Source organism: Achromobacter spanius (assembly GCF_029637605.1).
Lineage (GTDB): Bacteria > Pseudomonadota > Gammaproteobacteria > Burkholderiales > Burkholderiaceae_B > Achromobacter > Achromobacter spanius_E.
The window spans coordinates 5,465,692-5,486,027 of the sequence record NZ_CP121261.1; the positions used below are offsets into that span (position 1 = coordinate 5,465,692).

The window sequence follows — 20,336 nt, forward strand, 5'->3', positions numbered from 1 at the left end:
ACTTCAAGGCGCCCGTTTTATTTTGGCATCGCCGCGCCCTTCAAGCGGGCACGTCCAGCGACGCGATGCGCGCGGCGCAGGCGGCGCGCAGCCGGTCGATCAGATCGCGGTGCAGGGCGGACAAGGGGTCCTGGTTGCGCACCATGATGCTGATCGGCACGCGCAGCGCGGGGTCCAGGCGGCGCAGGCTCATGCCGGGGCGCAGCATCGCCTGGGCGGTAATGGCGTCCACGATGGCGTCGCCGCAGCCGGCATCCACCAGCGCGCAGGCCACGTAATGCGTCTGCACCTGGATGGCGACCTGCGGCGCCAGGCCCTGCGCATCCAGCGCCATCTGCAGCAGCGCGCCCGAGGCATCGCCCGCGTCCAGCACGATCAGCGTATCGCCCGACGGGTCGGCCAGTTCAGACAGTCGCATCGGCCCCGTGGCGGGCCGCCGGCTCAGGTGTACCAGCTCGGTATGGCCCAGGCCCATGCGCGTCAGTCCGGGGTAGTCGTTGGTGTCGAAGGTAATGGCCAGGTCCAGTTCGCGCGTCAACAAGCCCTGCACCAGCTCCGCGCTGTGATGCGTGTGGATGTCGAAGGTGATGCCGGGTTGCGCATCCCGGCTTTCGCGCACCACGTCGGGCAGTAAGCCAAGGCCCAAAGCGGGCGCGCAGCCCAGCCGCAAGTGCCCGTTCGGCCGGTCACGCAGGCTGGCGACCAGCCGGCGCACGCTGTTCAGGTCCTGGTTCAGGCGCGCGACCTCGGGCGTCAGGATTTCGGCCTCGCGCGTGGCGACCAGCCGCCCCTTCACGCGCTCAAACAGCTTGAAGCCGAGTTGGGTCTCGGCGTGCGCCAGCAGTTTGCTGGCGGCGGGCTGCGAGATATGCAGCGCGGCGGCGGCCTCGGTCAGGGATCCGGTACGGCGGATCGCTTCGAAAATCTCGATGTGGCGCAGGCGCATGTCAGGGCAGGGAAGAGGGACCGGAACCGCGATTCTATGTCGGGTTGACGGCGCGGGACACCCAGGCCGATGATGGACGCCTGCCGGCATGCCGGCGCCACCTTGGAGTTGACCATGCGCGCTTGCCGCCACGCCGCCGCCATTCTTATTGCCGCCACCCTGGCCGCCATGCCGGCCGCCTGGGCGCGAACCCCCGCGGCGGTTGAGGATCTCAACCCCGAGGCGGCCACCGGCGCGCAGGCGCGCGAGCTGGTCCGCGCGTCGCAGTACATGATGGTGTCCGCCAACCCGCTGGCCACGCAGGCGGGCTACGACATGCTGCGCGCGGGGGGCTCGGTGGTGGATGCCGCCATTGCCACGCAACTGGTATTGAATCTGGTTGAGCCGCAATCGTCTGGCATCGGCGGGGGCGCGTTCCTGGTGCTGTATTCGGCCAAGACCGGCCGCATCCAGACCTATGACAGCCGCGAAACCGCACCCGCCGCGGCGCGCCCGGACCGCTTTCTGGACGCCGATGGCAAGCCGCTGCCTTTCGCGCAGGCCGTCAACAACGGCATGGCGGTTGGCGTGCCGGGTTTGCTGCGCGGCCTGGAACTGGCGCACAAGGAGGCGGGTGTGCTGCCCTGGGCCGACCTGTTCCAGCCCGCCATCCGGCTTGCCGAACAAGGCTTTGCCGTGTCGCCGCGCTTGCACACGCTGCTGGCGGGCAACAAGGCGTTGCCGAAGCAGGCGGCGGCCGCCGCGTATTTCTATGCGCCGGATGGCTCACCCTGGCCGGTGGGGCATGTGTTGAAGAACCCCGAGTTTGCGCGCACCTTGCGCGCGGTGGCCGCGCAGGGCGCCGACGCGTTCTACCAGGGCGAGATCGCTCGCGACATCGTGGCGGCGGTGCACGGCCACGCCACGCCGGGCGACCTGAGCCTGGCGGACTTGGCGAACTACCGCGCCAAGACACGCGACCCGGTGTGCGGCGCGTATCGCGGCTACCAGCTGTGCGGCATGGCGCCGCCCAGTAGCGGCCCCATCGCCGTGTTGCAGATGCTGGGCGAGCTTGAACAGTATCCGATGTCGACGTATGCACCGGGTTCGGTGCAGGCGGTGCATTATTTTTCTGAAGCCGGTCGGCTGGCGTTCGCTGACCGAGACTTCTATGTGGCGGATCCCGACTTCGTCGATGTGCCGGTACTCGCCTTGTTGGACCCCGCCTATCTGCGTGCGCGCGGCAAGCTGATTCAGCCTGATCGCAGTATGAAGGTTGCGCTGCCGGGCGACCCGGAAGGCAAGCTGCTGACGCTAGGGCGCGACAACGCGCTGGAGCTGCCGTCCACCAGTCATCTGGTGGCGGTGGACAAGCAAGGCAATGCGCTGTCCATGACGACCACCATCGAAAGCGAATTCGGCAGCAAGATCTTCGTGCGCGGATTTTTGTTGAACAACGAAATGACGGACTTCTCTTCGTCGTTCAAGGACCCGGAAGGCAGGCTGGTGGCCAACCGCGTTGAAGCGGGCAAGCGGCCGCGCAGCTCGATGGCGCCGATCATCGTGCTGCGCGACGGCAAGCCCGTGATGCTGGTGGGGTCACCTGGCGGCAGCGCCATCATCAACTACGTAGCCAAGACGATAGTGGGCGTGCTGGATTGGGGCTTGGACATCCAGGCCGCGATTGCGCTGCCCAACATGGGCAGCCGCAACAAGGACACGGAACTGGAAAAAGGCACGCCGCTGGAAGCGTTGGCCCCTGCGCTGGAAGCCAAGGGGCACCCGGTGCGGATTACCGAATTCCCCAGTGGCATCCATGGCATCGTCATCGACGCCAACGGCCTGCAAGGCGGGGTGGACCCGCGCCGCGAAGGGCTGGCCAAGGGGGGCTGAGGCGCGCGTCAAGTCCGGTGGGCCAGGTCCAGCGGGGCTAGTCCAGCGAAGACGGGTCGATTTCCATGCGCGCTTCCTTGCGATGCGCCAGATAGGTCACGCCCCACATCACCACTCCCAACAGCAAGAGCCAACCCGCCACTTGATACTGGATCACGTCGCGGCCGGTCAGCGGCGTGACCAGGAACAGGCAGGCCGCCGCGCCCAGCCACGGAATGATGCGGTTGATGCGGAAGTGTTCATGCTTGACCTCGTCGCGACGCAGGACCAACACCGCGACGTTGACGAAGGCGAATACGCCAAGCAGCAGCAACGCCGTGGTGCCGCCCAACGCGCGGATGGCTTCCGAATCCGCCAGGGCCACCAGGATGATCAGGCCAAACGCAAGCGCGGTGGTGAACAGGATGGCCGTCCAGGGCGTCTGGTTCTTGCGATGCACGTGCGCCAGGAACGACGGCAGCACGCCCTGGCGCGACATGCCGTAAAGCAGGCGGCTGGCCATCATCATGTTGATGAGCGCGGAGTTGGCCACGGCAAACATCGAGATCACGGGCATGATGTACTCCACCGGCAGGTTCGGCGCGGCGCGCTTGACCACCAGCACCAGCGGCGTCGAGCTCTTGGCCAATTCACCCACCGGCACCAGCGCCACGGCGCAGATCGACACCAGCACGTAAATCACGGCGGTGATGCCCAAGCCGGTCAGCATGACCTTGGGAAAGATGCGGCTGGGTTCGTGCGTTTCTTCGGCCATGTTGACCGAATCCTCAAAGCCGACCATGGCGAAGAATGCCAGCGCGGTGGCTGATGTGACCGCCAGGAAGACGCTCTTGTCTTCGGGCGTGTCGAATGCGATTACCCGCGAGAAATCCGCCTGCCCACCCGCCATGGCGTAGAAGCCCAGCAAGATCACCATCAACAGGCCCGACAATTCGATCAGGGTCAGCACGACGTTGGCCTTGACGCTTTCGGCCGCGCCGCGCAGGTTCACCAACATTACCAGCAGCATGAAGCCGAGCGCGCCGAACGTGATCCAGGTTTTGTCGGCCTCGATGCCGAAGGCCGCAAACAGGTTGGCCGCAAAGGCCTGCGAGGCCGTGGCAGCGGATGTCAGCCCCGAGCTCATGACGGTGAAGCAGACGATGAAGGTCAGGAAGTGCACGCCGAAGGCTTTGTGCACATACAGCGCCGCGCCGGCGGCCTTGGGGTATTTGGTGACAAGCTCCAGATAGGACAGCGCGGTCAGCAACGCCACGCCGAAGGCCACCAGGAAGGGCACCCACGCCGCACCACCGACTTCGGCCGCCACCTGGCCGGTCAAGGCATAGACGCCGGTGCCAAGGATGTCGCCAATAATGAATAGCAACAATAGTTTCGCGCCCATCACGCGCTTGAGCGGCGCGTTCTCCGTTGCGGACGGGGCGCTCGTTTCGTTCGTGGCCATATTCTTTTCTCCTCTTTCTTGGACTTTGTGGGGGGGGAGGCGACCCGAAAAGTCTAAGGCGGGGAGGGTGCAGACAGTGCTACAACGGTGCAACGAAATGTCTTAGTTGTTGAGATTCGTAGGATGGGTGCAGCGCGAGAGAAAGGGCAGAAAAACCCAAGTGCGATTCGCGCGAAACCCATCATGCAGCGTTGGAAATTGCGGCACCTTAGCCACACCTATGTATGGTTAAAACGGTTTTGGCTTCAGCGCCGCCTGATGGGTTTCGCGCGAACGGCTTCAGTGTTCTTCTGCCTCTTCCCGCGCGCTGCACCCATCCTACGTTTTCCTATCCGGCTGGCATTCGTAGGATGGGTGTAGCGCGAAAGAAAGAGCAGAAAAACCCAAGTGATATTCGCGCGAAACCCATCATGCAGCGGTGGAAATTGCGACACCTTAGCCACACCTATGTATGGTTAAACGGTTTGGGTTTCAGCGCTGCCTGATGGGTTTCGCGCGAACGTCGTCAGTGTTCTTCTGCCCCTTCCCGCGCGCTGCACCCATCCTACGTTTTCCTATCCGGCTGGCATTCGTAGGATGGGTGCAGCGCGAAAGAAAGAGCAGAAAAACCCAAGCGCGATTCGCGCGAAACCCATCATGCAGCGTTGGAAATTGCGGCACCTTAGCCACAGCTATGTATGGTTAAAACGGTTTGGGTTTCAGCGCCGCCTGATGGGTTTCGCGCGAACGGCTTCAGTGTTCTTCTGCCTCTTCCCGCGCGCTGCACCCATCCTACGTTTTCCTATCCGGCTAGCATTCGTAGGATGGGTGCAGCGCGAAAGAAAGAGCAGAAAAACCCAAGTGATATTCGCGCGAAACCCATCATGCAGCGTTGGAAATTGCGACACCTTGGCCACACTTATGTATGGTTAAAACGGTTTAGGTTTCAGCGCTGCCTGATGGGTTTCGCGCGAACGGCTTCAGTGTTCTTCTGCCCCTTCCCGCGCGCTGCACCCATCCTACGAATTCACGCCTTCAGTTCTGGTGGCAGTTTGCGCAGGCTAGCCGGGGTACGCGATAGCTTGATGGGCGAGCCTACGCCTTTGTATTCGCCTTGTTCCAACACCATCCCGCGATGTTTCGTATGCGGGTGTGCCAAGGCTTGGTCCACCGTTTGTACGGCGGCGGCGGGGACGCCTGCGCGCAGCAGGCGGTCGGCCAGCGTGGCGGCATTCTGGCTCGCCAGCAGACTCGACAATTCATCGCGCAAGGCTTGCCGGTTTTGCAGGCGGTCGGCGTTGGTGGCATAGCGTGCATCCGCTGCCAGACCCGGCGCTTCCAGCACCTGCGCCATCAACGCAAACTGCCGGTTGTTGCCCACGGCAAGAAACAGCGGGCCGCTGGCGGTGGGCAGTGTTTCGTAGGGCGCGATATTCGGGTGCGCGTTGCCGCTGCGCTTGGGCACCGTGCCGCTGTAGAAAAAGTTGGCGGCGTGCGGGTGCAACAGCGAAAGCGCGCAGTCGTACAGCGTGATGTCCAGGAATTGGCCCAGGCCGCTGCGCTGGCGTTCGTTGAGCGCCAGCAGCACGGCCACCGCGGCGTTCAGCCCGGTCACCATGTCCACCACCGGCAGACCCACGCGCGTGGCCTCGCCGTCGGCTTCGCCGTTCACGCTCATCAAGCCGCACATGGCTTGCGCGCAGGCGTCGTAGCCGGGCAACCCGCCCAAGGGCCCATCGGCGCCGAAGCCGCTGACACGGCAATGCACCAGCTTGGGAAAGGCCTGGCTCAAGCTGTCATAACCCAGCCCCCACTTTTCCAGCGTGCCGGGTTTGAAGTTCTCAACCAGCACGTCGGCGTCGGCCAGCAGATGGCGCAGCAGTTCCTGGCCCGCCGGTTGCGACAAGTCCAGCGTCATGCCTTCCTTGTTGCGGTTCACGCCGATGAAGTACGACGCCGTGTCGCCCAGGAAGGGCGGGCCCCAACCTCGGGTTTCGTCGCCGCCCGGGGGCTCGATCTTCAGCACGTCGGCGCCGTGGTCGGCCAGTATCTGCGTGCAGTACGGGCCGCCCAACACGCGCGACAGGTCGATCACTTTGCAGCCGGCCAGCGCGCCGGCGTTCGGAAGAGTAGGGGCCATGGATTCTCTGCTTCAGTCGATGGAAACGTTGGCGCTCTTGATGAGTTCGCGCCACTTGGGGACTTCGGCGGCGATGAAGTTGGCCAGGCCTTGCGGCGTCTGGTCCTTGGCCGCCACGATGCCTTGAGAACGCAGTGCCTGCTCGACGGCGGGATCCGACAGCGCGGTCTTGAACGCCCGGTTCAACGTGTCCACCACATCGGCCGGCGTGCCCTTGGGCGCGACGATGCCGAAGAAGACGCTCACGTCATAGCCCTTCAGGCCCTGCTCGGACAAGGTGGGCAAATCCGGCAGCGCGTCCGATCGTTGCGCGCTGGCCAGGCCGATGGCGCGCAGCTTGCCGGCCTTGACGTGGGGCAGGGCCGTGAGGATGTCGGTGAACGACATGGACACCTGCCCGCCCAGCAGGTCGTTCAGCGCCGGCCCCGTGCCCTTGTAGGGGATGTGCATGATGTCGGTGCCGGCCATCTTGTTGAACAGGATGCCGGCCAGATGCGACGACGCGCCGTTGCCCGACGACGCGTAGCTGAGCTTGGTGGGATTCTGCTTGGCGTAGGCGATAAGCTCTTGCACGTTCTTGACCGGCACAGAGGGGTTCACCACCAGGATGTTGGGCAGATGGCCCAGGCGGATGATCGGCGCGAAACTGGTTTCAGGGTTGTAGCCCTGGTTCTTGTACAGGCTGACGTTGATGGCCAGCGGGCCGGACGTGCCGAACAGAATCGTGTAGCCATCGGGCTTGGCCCCCGCTACGTATTCCGATCCGATATTGCCGCCCGCGCCGCTGCGGTTTTCAACAATCACGTTCTGCTTGAGCGGTTCGCGCAGTTTCTCGGCCAGGCGGCGCGCCATGGCGTCGGTCGGCCCGCCGGGCGGGAACGGCACGACCAGCGTGATGGGGCGGGCGCTGGGAAAGGCGTCGGCCGCCAGCGCGGACGTGACCGGCATGACGGCGGTGGTCGCGGCCAGCAGCAAGGGGGCAATAAAGCGTTTCATGGTGGTGTCTCCTGTGGGGAAGGCGCGCCGGCTGTGCCGCCGGCGTCGGATTACAGCGCGTATTGCAAGATGGCCTGGCAGGCCGCGCTTTCGTTGGGGGGAATGGCATAAGGGTCGCGCGGCGCCAGGCGGTGCAGCAGCACCTGGTCGGCCAGTTGCGCACGGCTTTCCAGCCTGGCGCCCGTGGCTTCCCAGCGCAGCGCGGCCATGGACACGGCGTGGTACAGCAGCGATGCGGCCTGGCGGGCCAGTTCGTCATGGTCGCCCGCCGCCGCCTGCTCGGCCAGCGAAAAGCTCTTGGCCAGCGCGTCTGCTTGCAGCGCGGCCAGGGCGGGTGGGCAGGGCACGCCCGCCGCCAGCAACCGGTCGATGTGCGCGCGCAGGGCGGGCAGCGAATTCTCTTTCTTGATGGCGCGCAGCACGTCCAGCGCCACGATGTTGCTGGTGCCTTCCCAGATGGAGCCCAGATGCGCGTCGCGCACCAGGCGCGGCTCGGTCCATTCCTCGATATAGCCGCAGCCGCCGCGCACTTCCATCGCGTCGCCCGTCACCTTGCGGGCGTCGCGGCAGGCGCGGAACTTGATCAGCGGCGTCAGGATGCGGGCAAGCGCCGGGTCGGCAGTGCCCTGGTCGGCGTCCGCCAGCGCGCGCGCCGTCTGGAACATGACGCTGCGCGCCTGTTCGGCCCACACCGTCATCTTGACCAGTTGGCGCTGCATCAGCGGCATGTCGATCAGGCGCTTGCCAAAAGCGCGGCGGTGTTGCGACACGTAGATGGCTTCGGTGACGGCGCGGCGCATCAGGCCGGCCGCGCGCATGCCGTTGGACAGGCGCGAATTGTTGATCATGTCGGCCATCTGCTTGAAGCCGCGGCCGCGTTCGCCCACCAGCCAGGCCACGGCCCCTTCCAGGCGGATTTCGCCGCTGGCCATGGAGCGCGTGCCCAGCTTGTCCTTCAAGCGCAGGATGCGGTAGTGGTTGTGGCTGCCGTCGTCCAGGTCGCGCGGCAGCAGGAAGAGCGATACGCCCTTCAGACCAGGCTGCGGCTCGCTGCGCGCCAGCACCATGGCAAAGCCCGCGTCGGGATTCGAGCAGAACCACTTGTCGCCATGAATGCGCCAGGTGCCGTCGGCTTGCGCTTCTGCGGTCACTTCCGTGGCGCTGACGTCCGACCCCGCGCCCTGTTCCGTCATGAACATGGCGCCTTGGCGCAGCGCGTCGAAATCCTGGCTGGTGACTTGCGGCAGCACGCGCTCGACCAGCGCGGGGTCGCCGAACTTGCGCAACGTGCGCGCCAGCGAATCCGTCATGCTGACCGGGCAGCACAGGCCGAATTCCGCCTGCACGAACAGATGGCTCAGCGCGTACTTGGCGCTGGCCGGCATGGGTTCTGGCCAGCCCAGCACGCCACCGCGATGCGACAGCGCGGCCAGGCCGAATTCGCTGTAGGCCAGGCGTTCCAGTTCTACATAGGCCGGATGTTTGTCGACACGGGATTCATCCGCGCCTGCGCGGCTGCGCACGGACAGGGTGGGCGGATGCTTGTCCGCCGTGGCGGCCAGCTCGTCCATCACGCCGCCGGCCAGGCCGCCCAGCCGTTCCAGGTGCGGCAGCAGATGGGTGTGCAGCGCGGCGGGCAGGTAGCGCTGGCTCAGCGCGGCGGCATAGGGGTCCGCGCGGAACAGATTCAGGCCGCGTGAATCCGGAACGGGCGTGGCGGCGGGGGCAACGGGGCGGGCGGGGGCGTCCATGGCGGCATCCTGCGGAAAACGGAGAAGATGGCCGATGTTGCGCGGGTGCATTAATCTATGCAAATACCGATTTTGTGTAGAACAATCCATAAAAAATATAGATAAGGGGAGACCATGGATCTGGACCCGCGCCTTTTGCGCTACTTCATCGCGGTGGCCGAAGAGCGCCACTTCAGCCGCGCCGCCACCCGGCTGCATATTTCCCAACCCCCGCTCAGCTACGCCATCCGCCAACTGGAAGACAACGTCGGCGCCCGCTTGCTGGCGCGTACCAGCCGCCACGTGGAACTGACCGACGCGGGCCACGTGCTGTACCGCGAGGCCCTGACGCTATTGCGGCAGGCGGAAGAAGTGCGCACGCTGGTGCAGCGGGTGGACGCGGGCTTGCGGGGCCGGTTGCGCATCGGCTTCGTGGGGTCGATGCTGTATCGCGGCCTGCCGACGCTGTTGAATGCGATGCGGGCGGAGTTGCCCGACGTTGAGCACGTGTTGACCGAACTGAATTCCCACGAGCAGATTGAAGCGGTGCGGCGCGGTGAACAGGACCTGGGCTTTATTCACGCCAACCCCGTGCCCGACGAGGTGCTGGCGCGCGATCTGATCGCCGAGCCGTTCGTGGTGTGCCTGCCGGATTCCCATCCGCTAGCCGGCCGCCAGTCGCTGCGGCTGGCCGAACTGGCAAGCGATGATTTCGTCTTTTTCGCCCGGGCGGCGTCCCCCAGCTATTACGAAACCGTGCTGTCCATGTGTGTCGCGGCCGGATTCATGCCGGTGATCCGGCACGAAGTGCGACATTGGCTAAGCGTGGCGTCGCTGGTGTCGCAGGGCTTGGGCGTGTCGATCGTGCCGGCCTGCCTGTCGCGCAGCGGCCTGGCCGGCACGCGCTTCATAGCCTTCGAACATGACGCGCGCTCGGTCAGCCAGGTAATCTGGCACGCCGGTGCGCGCACGCCCTTGCAGCAAAGGGCGATGGCGCTGGTGGAACGCCAGTTTCCAGCGGCCGCGGGCCAGGCCGCGGCTGACTGAAGATCAGCGGATCAGCGGAAAACCACAGTCTTGTTGCGGTTCAGCAGGATGCGGTGTTCCACATGGCTGCGCACCGCGCGCGACAGCACCAGCGATTCAATATCGCTGCCCACCTGGGTCAGGTCGGCCGCCGTCATCGTGTGGTCGACGCGTTCGATGTCCTGGTCGATGATCGGGCCTTCGTCCAGGTCCGAGGTCACGTAGTGCGCTGTGGCGCCAATGATCTTCACGCCGCGAGCATGTGCCTGGTGATACGGGCGGGCGCCCTTGAAGCTGGGCAAGAAGCTGTGGTGGATGTTGATGGCGCGGCCATTCAGCGCGCGGCACATGTCCGCCGACAGAATCTGCATGTAGCGGGCCAGCACCACCAGATCCGCGTTGGACTGGTCGGCAATCTGCAGCACCTGCTTTTCCTGTTCGGCCTTGGTGTCCGGCGTAACCGGCAGGTGGTGGAACGGAATGCCGTAAGACGCGGCCAGGCTGGCGTAGTCGTTGTGGTTGGACACGATGGCAGCCACTTCAGCGTGCAAATGCCCGCTATGCACCCGGAACAGCAGGTCGTTCAGGCAGTGGCCCTGCTTGCTGACCATGATCAGCAGACGCTGCTTGCGGCGCGCGTCGTGCAGCTTCAGGTCCATGCCGTAATCCACCGACAGCGTATCCAGCCGGGCGCGCAGGTCGTCGGGGTTCACGGCCACGGGCAGGTCGAAGTGCACACGCAGGAAGAACTGGCCGGTTTCCTCGTCGCCGAACTGCTGCGAATCCAGGATGTTGCAACCCAATTCGAACAACAGGCCGCTGACGCGGTAGACGATGCCGGTGCGGTCGGGGCAGGACAGGGTCAGGATGTAGTCGTTGTGCTGCATGGTGCGGGAATAGGCCAGGGTAAGGATAAAGGGGGGATGGGCGGAATCAGGCGGCCAGGCGCGCCAGGGCTTCTTCCGCCAGGGCCAGGCTGGAAGTCAGCCCGGGAGATTCAATGCCGAACAGGTTCACCAAGCCCGGCACGCCATGCACGGCGGGGCCGGCAATGACGAAGTCGGCGGCGGGCTCGTGCGGGCCCGAGATCTTGGGCCGGATGCCGGTATAGCCGGGCGTCAGCGCGTTGTCGGGCAGGGCCGGCCAGTAGCTGCGCACGGCTTCATAGAACACGTCGGCGCGGGCCGGGTCCAGCGTGTAGTCCTCGGTGCCGATCCATTCGGTGTCGGGGCCGAATTTGGCCTGCCCGCCCAGGTCCAGTGTCAGGTGGACGCCCAGGCCGGCGTGTTGCGGCACGGGGTAGATCAGGCGCGAGAACGGGGCGCGGCCGGACAAGGTGAAATAGCTGCCCTTGCACAGGTAGTCGGTGGGGATGCTGGCCGGCGGCACGCCGTCGATGCGGCGGGCCAGCGCGGGCGCTTGCAGCCCGGCTGAATTGATCAGCACGTTGCAGGTCAAGGTCATGGCTTCGTCGCCGCCGAATTGCAGCTCGAAGCCGCCTTCGGGCCGCACGCGACCAGATACCAGCGGCGTGTGGAAAACGCACTGGGCGCCGGCGTTTTCGGCGTCGCCCTGGAACGACAGCATCAGGGCATGGCTGTCCACAATGCCCGTGGACGGCGACACCAGCGCGGCGGTGCATTGCAGCGCGGGTTCCAGGCGCATGGCTTCTTCGCCCGAGATGAATTGCAGGTCATCCACGCCATTGGCGCGGGCGCGCTGCGCAATGCCTTCCAGCTGGGCCGCCTGGTCGCGGTCGGTGGCGACGATGAGCTTGCCCAGGCGCTTGTGCGGCACGCCGCGTTCGGCGCAATAGGCGTACAGCAGGTGCTTGCCGCGCACGCACAGGCGCGCCTTCAGGCTACCCGCGGGGTAGTAGATGCCGGCATGGATGACTTCGGAATTGCGCGAGCTGGTGCCGGTGCCGATGGCCTCGGTGGCTTCGGTCACCAGCACTTCGCGGCCAGACTGGGCCAGCGCGCGCGCGATGGCCAGGCCGACCACGCCCGCGCCGATCACGATGCAATCCACATCCGCGCTCATGGCGCTTTCCTTTCAGAGCGGGTGCCGGCGGGCGTCAGGTCGAAGCCGCCCGCGTGAAATACCAGCGGCGGCTCGTGGCTGTGGCCGCAGCGTTCTACTTCGCCCACCATGATGATGTGGTCGCCTTCTTCGTAGCGGCTGCGGTTGCGGCATTCGAACCAGGCGGCACAATGGCCGTCCAGCATCGGCGTGCCGCCCGGCGCGTAGTGCACCGTCAGGCCGGCATAGCGGTCGGGCGTCTTGCCGGTGGCAAAGCGCCGCGCCAGCGCAATCTGTTCGGCGCTCAGCACGTTGACCACGTACCGTTCGCATTGCTCGAAGATCGCCAGCGACGACGAGGCGCGCGACAGGCTCCAGAGGATCAGCGGCGGGTTCAGCGATACCGAATTGAACGAGCTGACCGTCAGGCCGATGGGAGCGCCATCAAGCCCGGCGGCCGTCACGACCGTTACGCCGGTGGCGTAGCGGCCCAGCGCGGTGCGGAAAAAAGCGGCGTCAAAATCAGGGGAGGAGGCGGGCATGCAATCGGTAATTGGGCGGGCGCGACACGGCGCCCGACATCAGGGCGACAGGCGTTCGATCTTCCAGGCCGAGCCGTCGGCAACATAGCGCAGACGGTCGTGCAGGCGCGAGGGCCTGCCTTGCCAGAATTCAATGGCGGTGGGCTTCAGGCGGTAACCGCCCCAGTGCGGCGGACGCGGCGGCTCTTCGCCGAAGCGTTCGCGGAATTCCTTTTCACGGGCTTCCAGCGCTTCGCGGGTAATGGGCTGGCTCTGGGGCGAGGCCCAGGCGCCGATGCGCGAACCGGCGGGGCGGCTGTGATAGTACGCATCCGATTCCTCGGGAGCGACCTTCTCCACCACGCCTTCGATGCGGACCTGGCGTTCCAGCGGCTGCCAGAAAAACAGCAGGCTGGCGCGCGGTTCGGCCAGCAGGTCCTGGCCCTTGCGGGATTCGTAGTTGGTGAAGAACGTGAAGCCGCGCTCGTCAAAGCCCTTGATCAGGACGATGCGGGCGCTGGGCTGGCCACTGGCGTCAACCGTGGCCAGGGTCATGGCGTTGGGTTCCGGCACCTTGGCGGCCAGGGCTTCGTCGAACCAGCGGGTGAATTGCTCGAACGGCGAGGCGGCGGCCTGGCTTTCCAACAGGACGTTCTTTTCGTAGCTTTGACGCAGATCGGAGACGGACATGGAGGCGTGGGATTCAGCGTGGATAACAGGGAGTTTATACCGCCCGGGCGGTCGCTCCCTTATTGACCCCGCGCAGACTCGGGCATGTTTTCCGCCTGGGGGGCGGCCAGTGACGCGCTCAGGCGCCTTCAGGCAGGGTGTGTCCGTCTTCTTCCAGCAGCCGCGCGATGGCGTCCAGCCGGGCGTCATGGATGCCGGCGGCGCGCAGCGCCTGGGCCGTCTGCACCACGTAATCGGTGCAGGGGCCGTACCGGCCGGCCGCGCGGCGCACGATGGCCAGCAGCTCGGCGTCGGGAAGTGCGCGGATGTAGGCGGGATTGTCGCGGTTCATGATGAAGACCAGCGCGCGGACGGGGCCGGCGTCGGTCGTGCAGTTGATCCAGCGAGGCAGGTAGGCGCCAGTGGACATTTCGCGTTCCCACAGCGCCGGGAAGTAGGTGGGCACCTGGCTGCCGGCCAGGCGGTAGACCACGCCCCGACACGAGCCGCCACGGTCCAGACCGAATACCAGGCCCGGGCATTCCGGCGTGCCCCGGTTCACGCGCGACCACAGACACAGCGCCCGGTGATGGCCGCGCAAGGTCGCCAGCCGGCGCTCCATGAAGTCGAAATCAGGGCGCCAGATCAGTGATCCGTACCCATATACCCAGACGTCTTCTCCGGCTTGCCAATGGCGCAGCGCGTCATCCAGCGATGCCTGCCTTTCCTCTGGTGTCCAAAGACGGAAGGGCAAGCTGGCGCCGGCGATGCCGGAGGCGGGGGGAGTGGACTGCATGGTCAAGGCTCTACGGTTTCCGGTCAGATTCGAGCGGGGGATTGCGATTGGCCCAGCCGCCGGCCATCAAGGCCAGCGCATAGGCCCAGAACAACGGGGCGACGCCAATTACCGCACCCAGCGCGCCGAAGGTCAACGGCAGGGAGACCTGCGAGCCGTTGATCAGCGCCATGCGCAAACCCACGGCTTCAGCCGCGCGCCCGGGCGGGCTGTGCTGGTGCAAGAGGGAAAGCATACTCGGTTGGCAGCACCCCAAGGCAAGCCCCAGGATGAACGACAGCACGACCAGGACGCTAACGTCGGTGAACAGCGGGTAAAGCATGAAGTCGATGGCGGCGGTAGCCATCGCCACCCGTACCAGCGTCCACGAGCGCACCCGGCGCATGATCAGCGGCAATACCAGGCGGATAACGAACGTTGCCGCCGCGAAGGACGCCAGAATGACGCCGATGGTCGTCGCGGACAACCCGATCGCCACGCCAAAGATCGGCACGACGAACAAGTGCGTGTCCCACGCCCCGGACAAAATGGTGTTGACCATCAGGATGCGGCGCAAGGCGGGAACGGCCAGCAGTTCGGTCACGCGGCGGCGCTGCGCTTCCTTGGCGCCAGATAGTTGCGAATCCACCGCCTTCAATTGGTGACGCAAGGCGTACAACCCGATGCCGGACAGGATGGGCCCCAGCGCCAGCAGGCCGAAGGCGGTGCGCGTGCCCAGGTTGTCGATGGCCAGCCCGGCGATCAGCGGCCCCGAAAATCCGGACGCGGCCAGCGCCAAGGACAGGAAGGAGAAGTTGCGCATCCGTTGCGCGGGTTCAGCATGGCCCAGCAGGTCCTGCGTGGCCACCTGGTGCAGCATGAAACCAATGCCGATACAGCAGGAAGCAATCAGCAAGGCCGTTTGAGTCTGCGAGATAAACGGCAAAGCAGTACCGATCGCCACCAATGACGTACCGATGACGAGCGGACGCACGATGCCTACCCGGTCGACCCAGCGTCCCGCGCGTACCGAAAACAGCATCGGCAGCACCGCGAACACGGCAACCAGCATGCCTACCTTGAACGTGGACAGCCCCATCTGCAGGGCCGTCAGGGATACGGTGATGCGTCCCCCTGTCAGCGCCACGTGGTTCATCATCGCCAGCAGGCACAGCAGCACCGCCCCGGAAAATTCAGGGGAACCAGAGGGCGAGGAGGGGGATCTGTTGGAGGTAGACACGGCGTTAACTGCATTCATTCTGTGCGTATCGTCCCCCTATGTCGAGGCGCGCTTTTTTTGCAGCGCCGCATAATGTTCCTGCGCGTGTTAACAAGATAGGCGCCATCTAACGGCCAAGTTGCGCGCTTACGATGCAAGATCGCGGCAGGTTGGCGGCATGATGGCGGCGAGCGCCCGGGGCGGGTTTCACGCACGGGTCGTTGACGTTGTATCGTTCACGCAACGGAACAATCCGAATGCGTGCCGCGCCGCGCCGTGCGGCCTTAGTGTTTTTTTCCCGTTTCAACCGACGACATCTCGCCGGTTGGCCATCCAGCCCGTTTAGGATGGCGTCCTGGTATCCGCAATACGGGCGGCGTGGCTCGCCCCTTATCCCCTGGTGCAATGAAAAAGTCCCGCAGTAAGTTCAAACGCTACGCAATCATCGCCGTCGTCATCCTGTTGGGGGTGCTGGGCCTGCGAGCCGCGTTCTTCTCGGCGCCGCCGCCGCCCACTTTCGCGGTGGCGGAAGTGACCCGGGCCAATCTGGAAGACAGCGTGCTGGCCAGCGGCACCATCGACGCCATCGAACTTGTCAGCGTCGGCGCCCAGGCCACAGGCCAGTTGAAGTCCTTGAAAGTGGAGCTGGGCGACCGGGTCAAGAAAGGCCAACTGGTTGCCGAGATCGACGACCTGACCCAGCAGAACGACTTGCGCAACGCCGAAGCCGCCTTGCAGACCCGGCGCGCCGAGCGGGCCGCCAAGGTCGCCATGCTGAAACAGGCCGAACTGGCGTTCAAGCGCCAGCGCCAGATGCTGGCGGCCGACGCCAGCTCCCGCGAAGCCTATGAATCCGCCGAAGCCACGCTGGGCGTGACCCGTGCCGAGATCGCGTCGCTGGACGCCCAGATCGCGCAGGCTGAAATCCAGGTGGATACGGCCAAGGTCAACCTGGGGTACACACGCATTGTTTCGCCGATTGACGGCATGGTGGTGGCGGTGGTGACCAAGGAAGGCCAGACCGTCAACTCGATCCAAAGCGCGCCCACCATCATCAAGGTGGCCCAGGTGGACACCATGACGATCAAGGCGCAGATTTCGGAAGCCGACGTTACCCGGGTCAAGCCCGGGCTGCCGGTGTACTTCACCATCCTGGGCGAACCCGACGAGCGCTATCACGCCACCTTGCGCGCCGTGGAACCCGCGCCGGACTCCATCCAGAAAGACGACGCCACCACATCGCTGACCTCGTCCAGCAGCAGCTCCACCACCGCCGCCGTGTACTACAACGGCCTGTTCGATGTGCCCAACCCCGACGAAAAGCTGCGCATCTCGATGACGGCGCAAGTGTTCATCGTGCTGGGCGAAGCCAAGGATGCCGTGGTGGTGCCGGCCTCGGCGCTGGGCAAGCGCGGTGAAGATGGCCGCTATGCAGTGCGCGTGGTCCTGCAAGACAACAAGACCGAGGTGCGCCAGGTCAAGATCGGCATGAACAACAACGTCCAGGCGCAGGTGCTGGAAGGGCTGGAGGTGGGCGACCGGGTCGTGTCGGCGGATTCCACCCCAGCCGTTGGCGCAGCGCCGGGTGCCTGACATGAGCGGTCCGCTGATCGCGCTGTCCGGGGTGCGCCGCGAGTTTCCCGCGGGCGACCAGACCATTGCCGTCCTGAAAGACGTCAACCTGACCATCGAGGCCGGCGAAATGGTCGCCATCGTGGGAGCGTCCGGTTCGGGCAAGTCCACGCTGATGAACATCCTGGGCTGCCTGGACCGCCCGACCCGGGGCGACTACCGCGTGGACGGCCGCAGCACGGGCGAGCTGGACCCGGACGAACTGGCCGAACTGCGCCGCGAGCATTTCGGCTTCATCTTCCAGCGCTATCACCTGCTGTCTGACCTTAGCGCGCAGGGCAACGTCGAAATGCCCGCCGTTTACGCCGGCAAGCGCCGCGAGGCGCGCATCGACCGCGCCGATCAGCTGTTGGAGCGGCTGGGCCTGGGCGACCGCTCGGAACACCGCCCCGGCCAGTTGTCCGGGGGCCAGCAGCAGCGCGTGAGTATCGCGCGCGCGTTGATGAACGGCGGCGACATCATCCTGGCCGACGAGCCCACTGGCGCGCTGGACACGCACACCGGCCAGGAAGTGCTGCGCATTCTGGAAGAGCTGAACGCCGCCGGGCACACCATCATCATCGTCACGCACGACATGAACGTGGCGCGCCATGCGCAACGCATCATCGAGATCAGCGACGGCGAGATCGTGGCGGACAAGCGCAACCCCGACGCCCCACACCGGGACGCCACGCGCGATGCACCGCCCGAACTGCCCAGGCGGCCCGCCTGGCAGTCGTACCTGGACCGCTGCGGCGAAGCCTTGCGCATGGCGCTGCTGTCGATGAACGCGCACCGGCTGCGCACATCGCTGACCATGCTGGGCATCATCATCGGCATTGCCGCCGTGGTGTCGGTGGTGGCGCTGGGCGAGGGCTCGCGGCGCAAGATCCTGGAAGACATCAGCGCCATCGGCACCAATACGGTGGAGGTCTTTCCCGGCAAGGATTTCGGCGACGAGAAAGCCGTGAATATCCGCACGCTGGTCGCGGCGGACGCCGATGCCCTGGCGCGCGAACCCTATGTGGACAGCGTCACGCCGGAAGTGGCCACCAGCAACACGCTGCGCTATCGCAACGTGTCGGTCAACGGATCCATACAGGGCGTGGGCGAACAGTACTTTCGCGTGCGCGCCATCAAGCTGGAACAGGGCAAGTTCTTCGACGAAACCAGCGTGGTGCGCCGGGCGCAGGAAGTGGTGATCGACGACGGCACGCGGCGGGCGCTGTTCGGCTCGCACACGGAGCCCATCGGGCAGGTCATCTTCCTGGGCTCCATGCCGGCGCGCGTGATCGGGGTGACCGCCAAGAAGGACTCGGTGTTTGGCAACAACGAGTCCCTGAACGTCTGGATTCCGTACACCACGGCCTTGTCGCGCGTACTGGGGCAGCAGCACCTGAAAAGCATCACGGTGCGTGTCAGCGACGCCACGCCGCCCGCCGCCGCCGAGAAGGCCATCGAGCGTGTGTTGATGCGCCGCCACGTGGTGAAGGATTTCTTCGTGTTCAACACGGACGCCATCCGCAAGACCATCGAACGCACCACCGCCACGATGACGCTGCTGGTGTCGCTGATTGCGCTGATCTCGCTGATGGTGGGCGGCATCGGCGTCATGAACATCATGCTGGTGTCGGTCACCGAGCGCACCCGGGAAATCGGCGTGCGGATGGCGGTGGGCGCACGGCGCAGCGACATCATGCAGCAGTTCCTGATTGAAGCCGTGCTGGTCTGCCTGATTGGCGGGGCGCTGGGCATCATTCTGTCGCTGGCCCTGGGCGTGCTGGTGTCCAAGGCCACGGGTGGCTCGTTCCAGATGATTTATTCCACGGCATCGATGGTGGCGGCATTTACGTGCTCGACGCTGATCGGTGTGCTTTTTGGCTATTTGCCGGCGCGCAACGCAGCGCGCCTGGATCCCGTCGAGGCGCTGGCCCGGGAATGAGGACAATGAAAGCGGTTTCCCTGATTCGAAAACCTGTCGCGCGGGCCTTGGCGCTGGCTTTGCCTTTGGTGCTGGCCGGCTGCGGCAGCCTGCTGCGCACCGACTACGAACCTCCGCTGACCCAGACGCCCGCCGCGTGGACCTACGGTGGAGCGGCAGGCGGACAGGCCGGCGCGCAAGCGCCTCTGGCAGACGGCGGCGCCTGGTGGCGCAATTTCAACGACCCGGTGCTGAACGGCCTGGTCGACGCCGTTCTGGCGCGCAATAACGACCTGGCGGCTGCCGCCATCCGCGTGCGCCGCGCGCAATACCAGGCGGGCCTGACCGAAGACAAGCTGATCCCGCAGCTAGGCGGCGATGCCAACGTGACGCGCAACCGCAACCTGTATGGCGACCGCGCCATCACGCGCGCCAACCAGGCCCAACTGACCGTCAGCTACGAAGTGGACCTGTGGGGCAAGCTCTCGCGCCAGCGCGACGCGGCGCAATGGGAAGCGCTGGCCACCGAGCAAGACCGCCAGTCCGCCGCCTTGTCGCTGGTGGGCACCACCGCCACGCTGTATTGGCAGACGGCCTTCATCAACCAGCGTATTGCCAGCAGCGAGGAAAGCATCGCCTACGCGCGCCGCACGCAAGACCTGGTGCGCGCGCAGTACGCCGCGGGCGGCGCGTCGGCATTGGAACTGGCTGAAGCCGAGCAGACCGTGGCCAGCCAGCAGGCGGCGCACACCTTGCTGGTGCAGCAGCGCGTGGAATACACCAATGCGTTGACGATTCTGTTCGACGGTCCTCCCGACCGCAGCATGGCCAACCCGCCCCGGCTGCCGGAATATCCGCTGCCCGAGGCTCGCGCTGGCGTGCCGGCGGACCTGCTTGGCCGCCGCCCCGACCTGCGCGCCACCGAGCTGCGCCTGCGCGAAGCGCTGGCCACCGTGGATGCCACCCGCGCCAGCTTTTATCCGCCGGTGACGCTGACGGGCGCGGTGGGCAGCGCCAGCCCCACGCTGTCGAACATGCTGCAAAACCCCGTCGCCACGCTGGGCGTGGGCCTGACGCTGCCGTTCCTGCAATGGAACCAGATGCAGCTGAACATCAAGATCTCGAAGGCCGATTACGAAGAGCGCGTCGTCAATTTCCGGCAGTCGCTGTATCAGGCCATGGCCGATGTGGAAAACGCGCTGTCGAACCGAACCCAGCTGGCCTTGCAGGCCGAGCAGCTGGCGCGGTCACTACGCGCGGCGCGCGAGGCCGAGCGCCTGTATGAGGTTCGGTATCGGGCGGGGGCGGTGTCCTTGAAAGACTGGCTGGACGCGCAGGAAAAACGGCGCACGGCCGAGATTGCCCGCGACGAGAACGGCCTGAACCGCCTGGTAAACCAGGTGACGGTGTATCGGGCGCTGGGCGGGGACGATGCGGGCTGAGATTTCGCGCTAAGGTCTCGGAC

16 protein-coding genes are annotated in these 20,336 nt (G+C 65.6%); 5 read left to right on the plus strand and 11 right to left on the minus strand.

Going from position 1 to position 20,336, the window contains the following annotated elements; all coding sequences use genetic code 11:
- Positions 1 to 40: 40 nt before the first annotated feature.
- Positions 41 to 946, minus strand: a complete 906-nt coding sequence (locus P8T11_RS24350) for a LysR family transcriptional regulator (RefSeq protein ID WP_268079644.1) — start codon at positions 944 to 946, stop codon at positions 41 to 43.
- A gap of 114 nt (positions 947 to 1,060) precedes the next feature.
- Here P8T11_RS24350 and ggt point away from each other — a divergent pair, with 114 nt between their 5' ends.
- Positions 1,061 to 2,818 (plus strand): gamma-glutamyltransferase, encoded by a 1,758-nt coding sequence (gene ggt / locus P8T11_RS24355; RefSeq protein WP_418910275.1) that lies wholly within the window; start codon positions 1,061 to 1,063, stop codon positions 2,816 to 2,818.
- Between the two features lie 37 nt (positions 2,819 to 2,855).
- On the opposite strand, the gene P8T11_RS24360 is transcribed toward ggt, so the two are convergent.
- The 4 genes from P8T11_RS24360 to P8T11_RS24375 all read right to left on the minus strand — a co-directional run bounded on the left by P8T11_RS24360 (position 2,856) and on the right by P8T11_RS24375 (position 9,128).
- On the minus strand, positions 2,856 to 4,262 hold the full coding sequence (locus P8T11_RS24360) for an APC family permease (RefSeq protein ID WP_268079643.1): 1,407 nt from the start codon (positions 4,260 to 4,262) through the stop codon (positions 2,856 to 2,858).
- A 1,006-nt stretch (positions 4,263 to 5,268) separates the two neighbouring features.
- Positions 5,269 to 6,381, minus strand: coding sequence for a CaiB/BaiF CoA transferase family protein (locus P8T11_RS24365; protein ID WP_268079642.1), 1,113 nt, complete (start codon positions 6,379 to 6,381; stop codon positions 5,269 to 5,271).
- A 12-nt stretch (positions 6,382 to 6,393) separates the two neighbouring features.
- Positions 6,394 to 7,377, minus strand: a complete 984-nt coding sequence (locus P8T11_RS24370) for a Bug family tripartite tricarboxylate transporter substrate binding protein (protein ID WP_268079641.1) — start codon at positions 7,375 to 7,377, stop codon at positions 6,394 to 6,396.
- A 50-nt stretch (positions 7,378 to 7,427) separates the two neighbouring features.
- Positions 7,428 to 9,128, minus strand: a complete 1,701-nt coding sequence (locus tag P8T11_RS24375) for an acyl-CoA dehydrogenase family protein (RefSeq protein WP_268079640.1) — start codon at positions 9,126 to 9,128, stop codon at positions 7,428 to 7,430.
- A 114-nt stretch (positions 9,129 to 9,242) separates the two neighbouring features.
- Here P8T11_RS24375 and P8T11_RS24380 point away from each other — a divergent pair, with 114 nt between their 5' ends.
- Positions 9,243 to 10,154 carry a LysR family transcriptional regulator gene (locus P8T11_RS24380; protein ID WP_268079639.1) on the plus strand — a complete coding sequence of 304 codons (912 nt, stop codon included), beginning with the start codon at positions 9,243 to 9,245 and terminating at the stop codon, positions 10,152 to 10,154.
- 11 nt (positions 10,155 to 10,165) lie between these two features.
- Here P8T11_RS24380 and purU read toward each other — a convergent pair whose 3' ends face one another.
- The 6 genes from purU to P8T11_RS24410 all read right to left on the minus strand — a co-directional run bounded on the left by purU (position 10,166) and on the right by P8T11_RS24410 (position 15,360).
- Positions 10,166 to 11,020: a formyltetrahydrofolate deformylase gene (gene purU / locus P8T11_RS24385; RefSeq protein ID WP_268079638.1), complete on the minus strand. Its 855-nt coding sequence runs from the start codon at positions 11,018 to 11,020 to the stop codon at positions 10,166 to 10,168.
- 46 nt (positions 11,021 to 11,066) lie between these two features.
- Positions 11,067 to 12,176 carry an NAD(P)/FAD-dependent oxidoreductase gene (locus P8T11_RS24390; RefSeq protein ID WP_268079637.1) on the minus strand — a complete coding sequence of 370 codons (1,110 nt, stop codon included), beginning with the start codon at positions 12,174 to 12,176 and terminating at the stop codon, positions 11,067 to 11,069.
- Positions 12,173 to 12,697, minus strand: a complete 525-nt coding sequence (locus P8T11_RS24395; protein ID WP_050448957.1) for a flavin reductase family protein — start codon at positions 12,695 to 12,697, stop codon at positions 12,173 to 12,175. The genes P8T11_RS24390 and P8T11_RS24395 overlap by 4 nt, the downstream gene beginning before the upstream one ends.
- Before the next feature lie 39 nt (positions 12,698 to 12,736).
- A complete protein-coding gene (pdxH, locus tag P8T11_RS24400) occupies positions 12,737 to 13,366 on the minus strand; it encodes a pyridoxamine 5'-phosphate oxidase (protein WP_268079636.1) in 630 nt (209 codons plus the stop codon).
- A 118-nt stretch (positions 13,367 to 13,484) separates the two neighbouring features.
- Positions 13,485 to 14,147: a gamma-glutamylcyclotransferase gene (locus P8T11_RS24405; protein ID WP_418910274.1), complete on the minus strand. Its 663-nt coding sequence runs from the start codon at positions 14,145 to 14,147 to the stop codon at positions 13,485 to 13,487.
- A 4-nt stretch (positions 14,148 to 14,151) separates the two neighbouring features.
- Positions 14,152 to 15,360, minus strand: coding sequence for an MFS transporter (locus P8T11_RS24410; RefSeq protein WP_268079634.1), 1,209 nt, complete (start codon positions 15,358 to 15,360; stop codon positions 14,152 to 14,154).
- Positions 15,361 to 15,744: 384 nt separating this feature from the next.
- Here P8T11_RS24410 and P8T11_RS24415 point away from each other — a divergent pair, with 384 nt between their 5' ends.
- From P8T11_RS24415 to P8T11_RS24425, 3 genes are read left to right on the plus strand one after another with little or no spacing between them, the layout of a single operon-like run.
- Positions 15,745 to 16,932 (plus strand): efflux RND transporter periplasmic adaptor subunit, encoded by a 1,188-nt coding sequence (locus P8T11_RS24415; protein ID WP_268079633.1) that lies wholly within the window; start codon positions 15,745 to 15,747, stop codon positions 16,930 to 16,932.
- Between the two features lies 1 nt (position 16,933).
- Positions 16,934 to 18,892 (plus strand): MacB family efflux pump subunit, encoded by a 1,959-nt coding sequence (locus P8T11_RS24420; protein WP_268079632.1) that lies wholly within the window; start codon positions 16,934 to 16,936, stop codon positions 18,890 to 18,892.
- A 5-nt stretch (positions 18,893 to 18,897) separates the two neighbouring features.
- Entirely contained in the window at positions 18,898 to 20,313 is a 1,416-nt protein-coding gene (locus P8T11_RS24425; RefSeq protein WP_268079631.1) for an efflux transporter outer membrane subunit, read from the plus strand.
- The last annotated feature ends 23 nt before the right edge of the window (positions 20,314 to 20,336 follow it).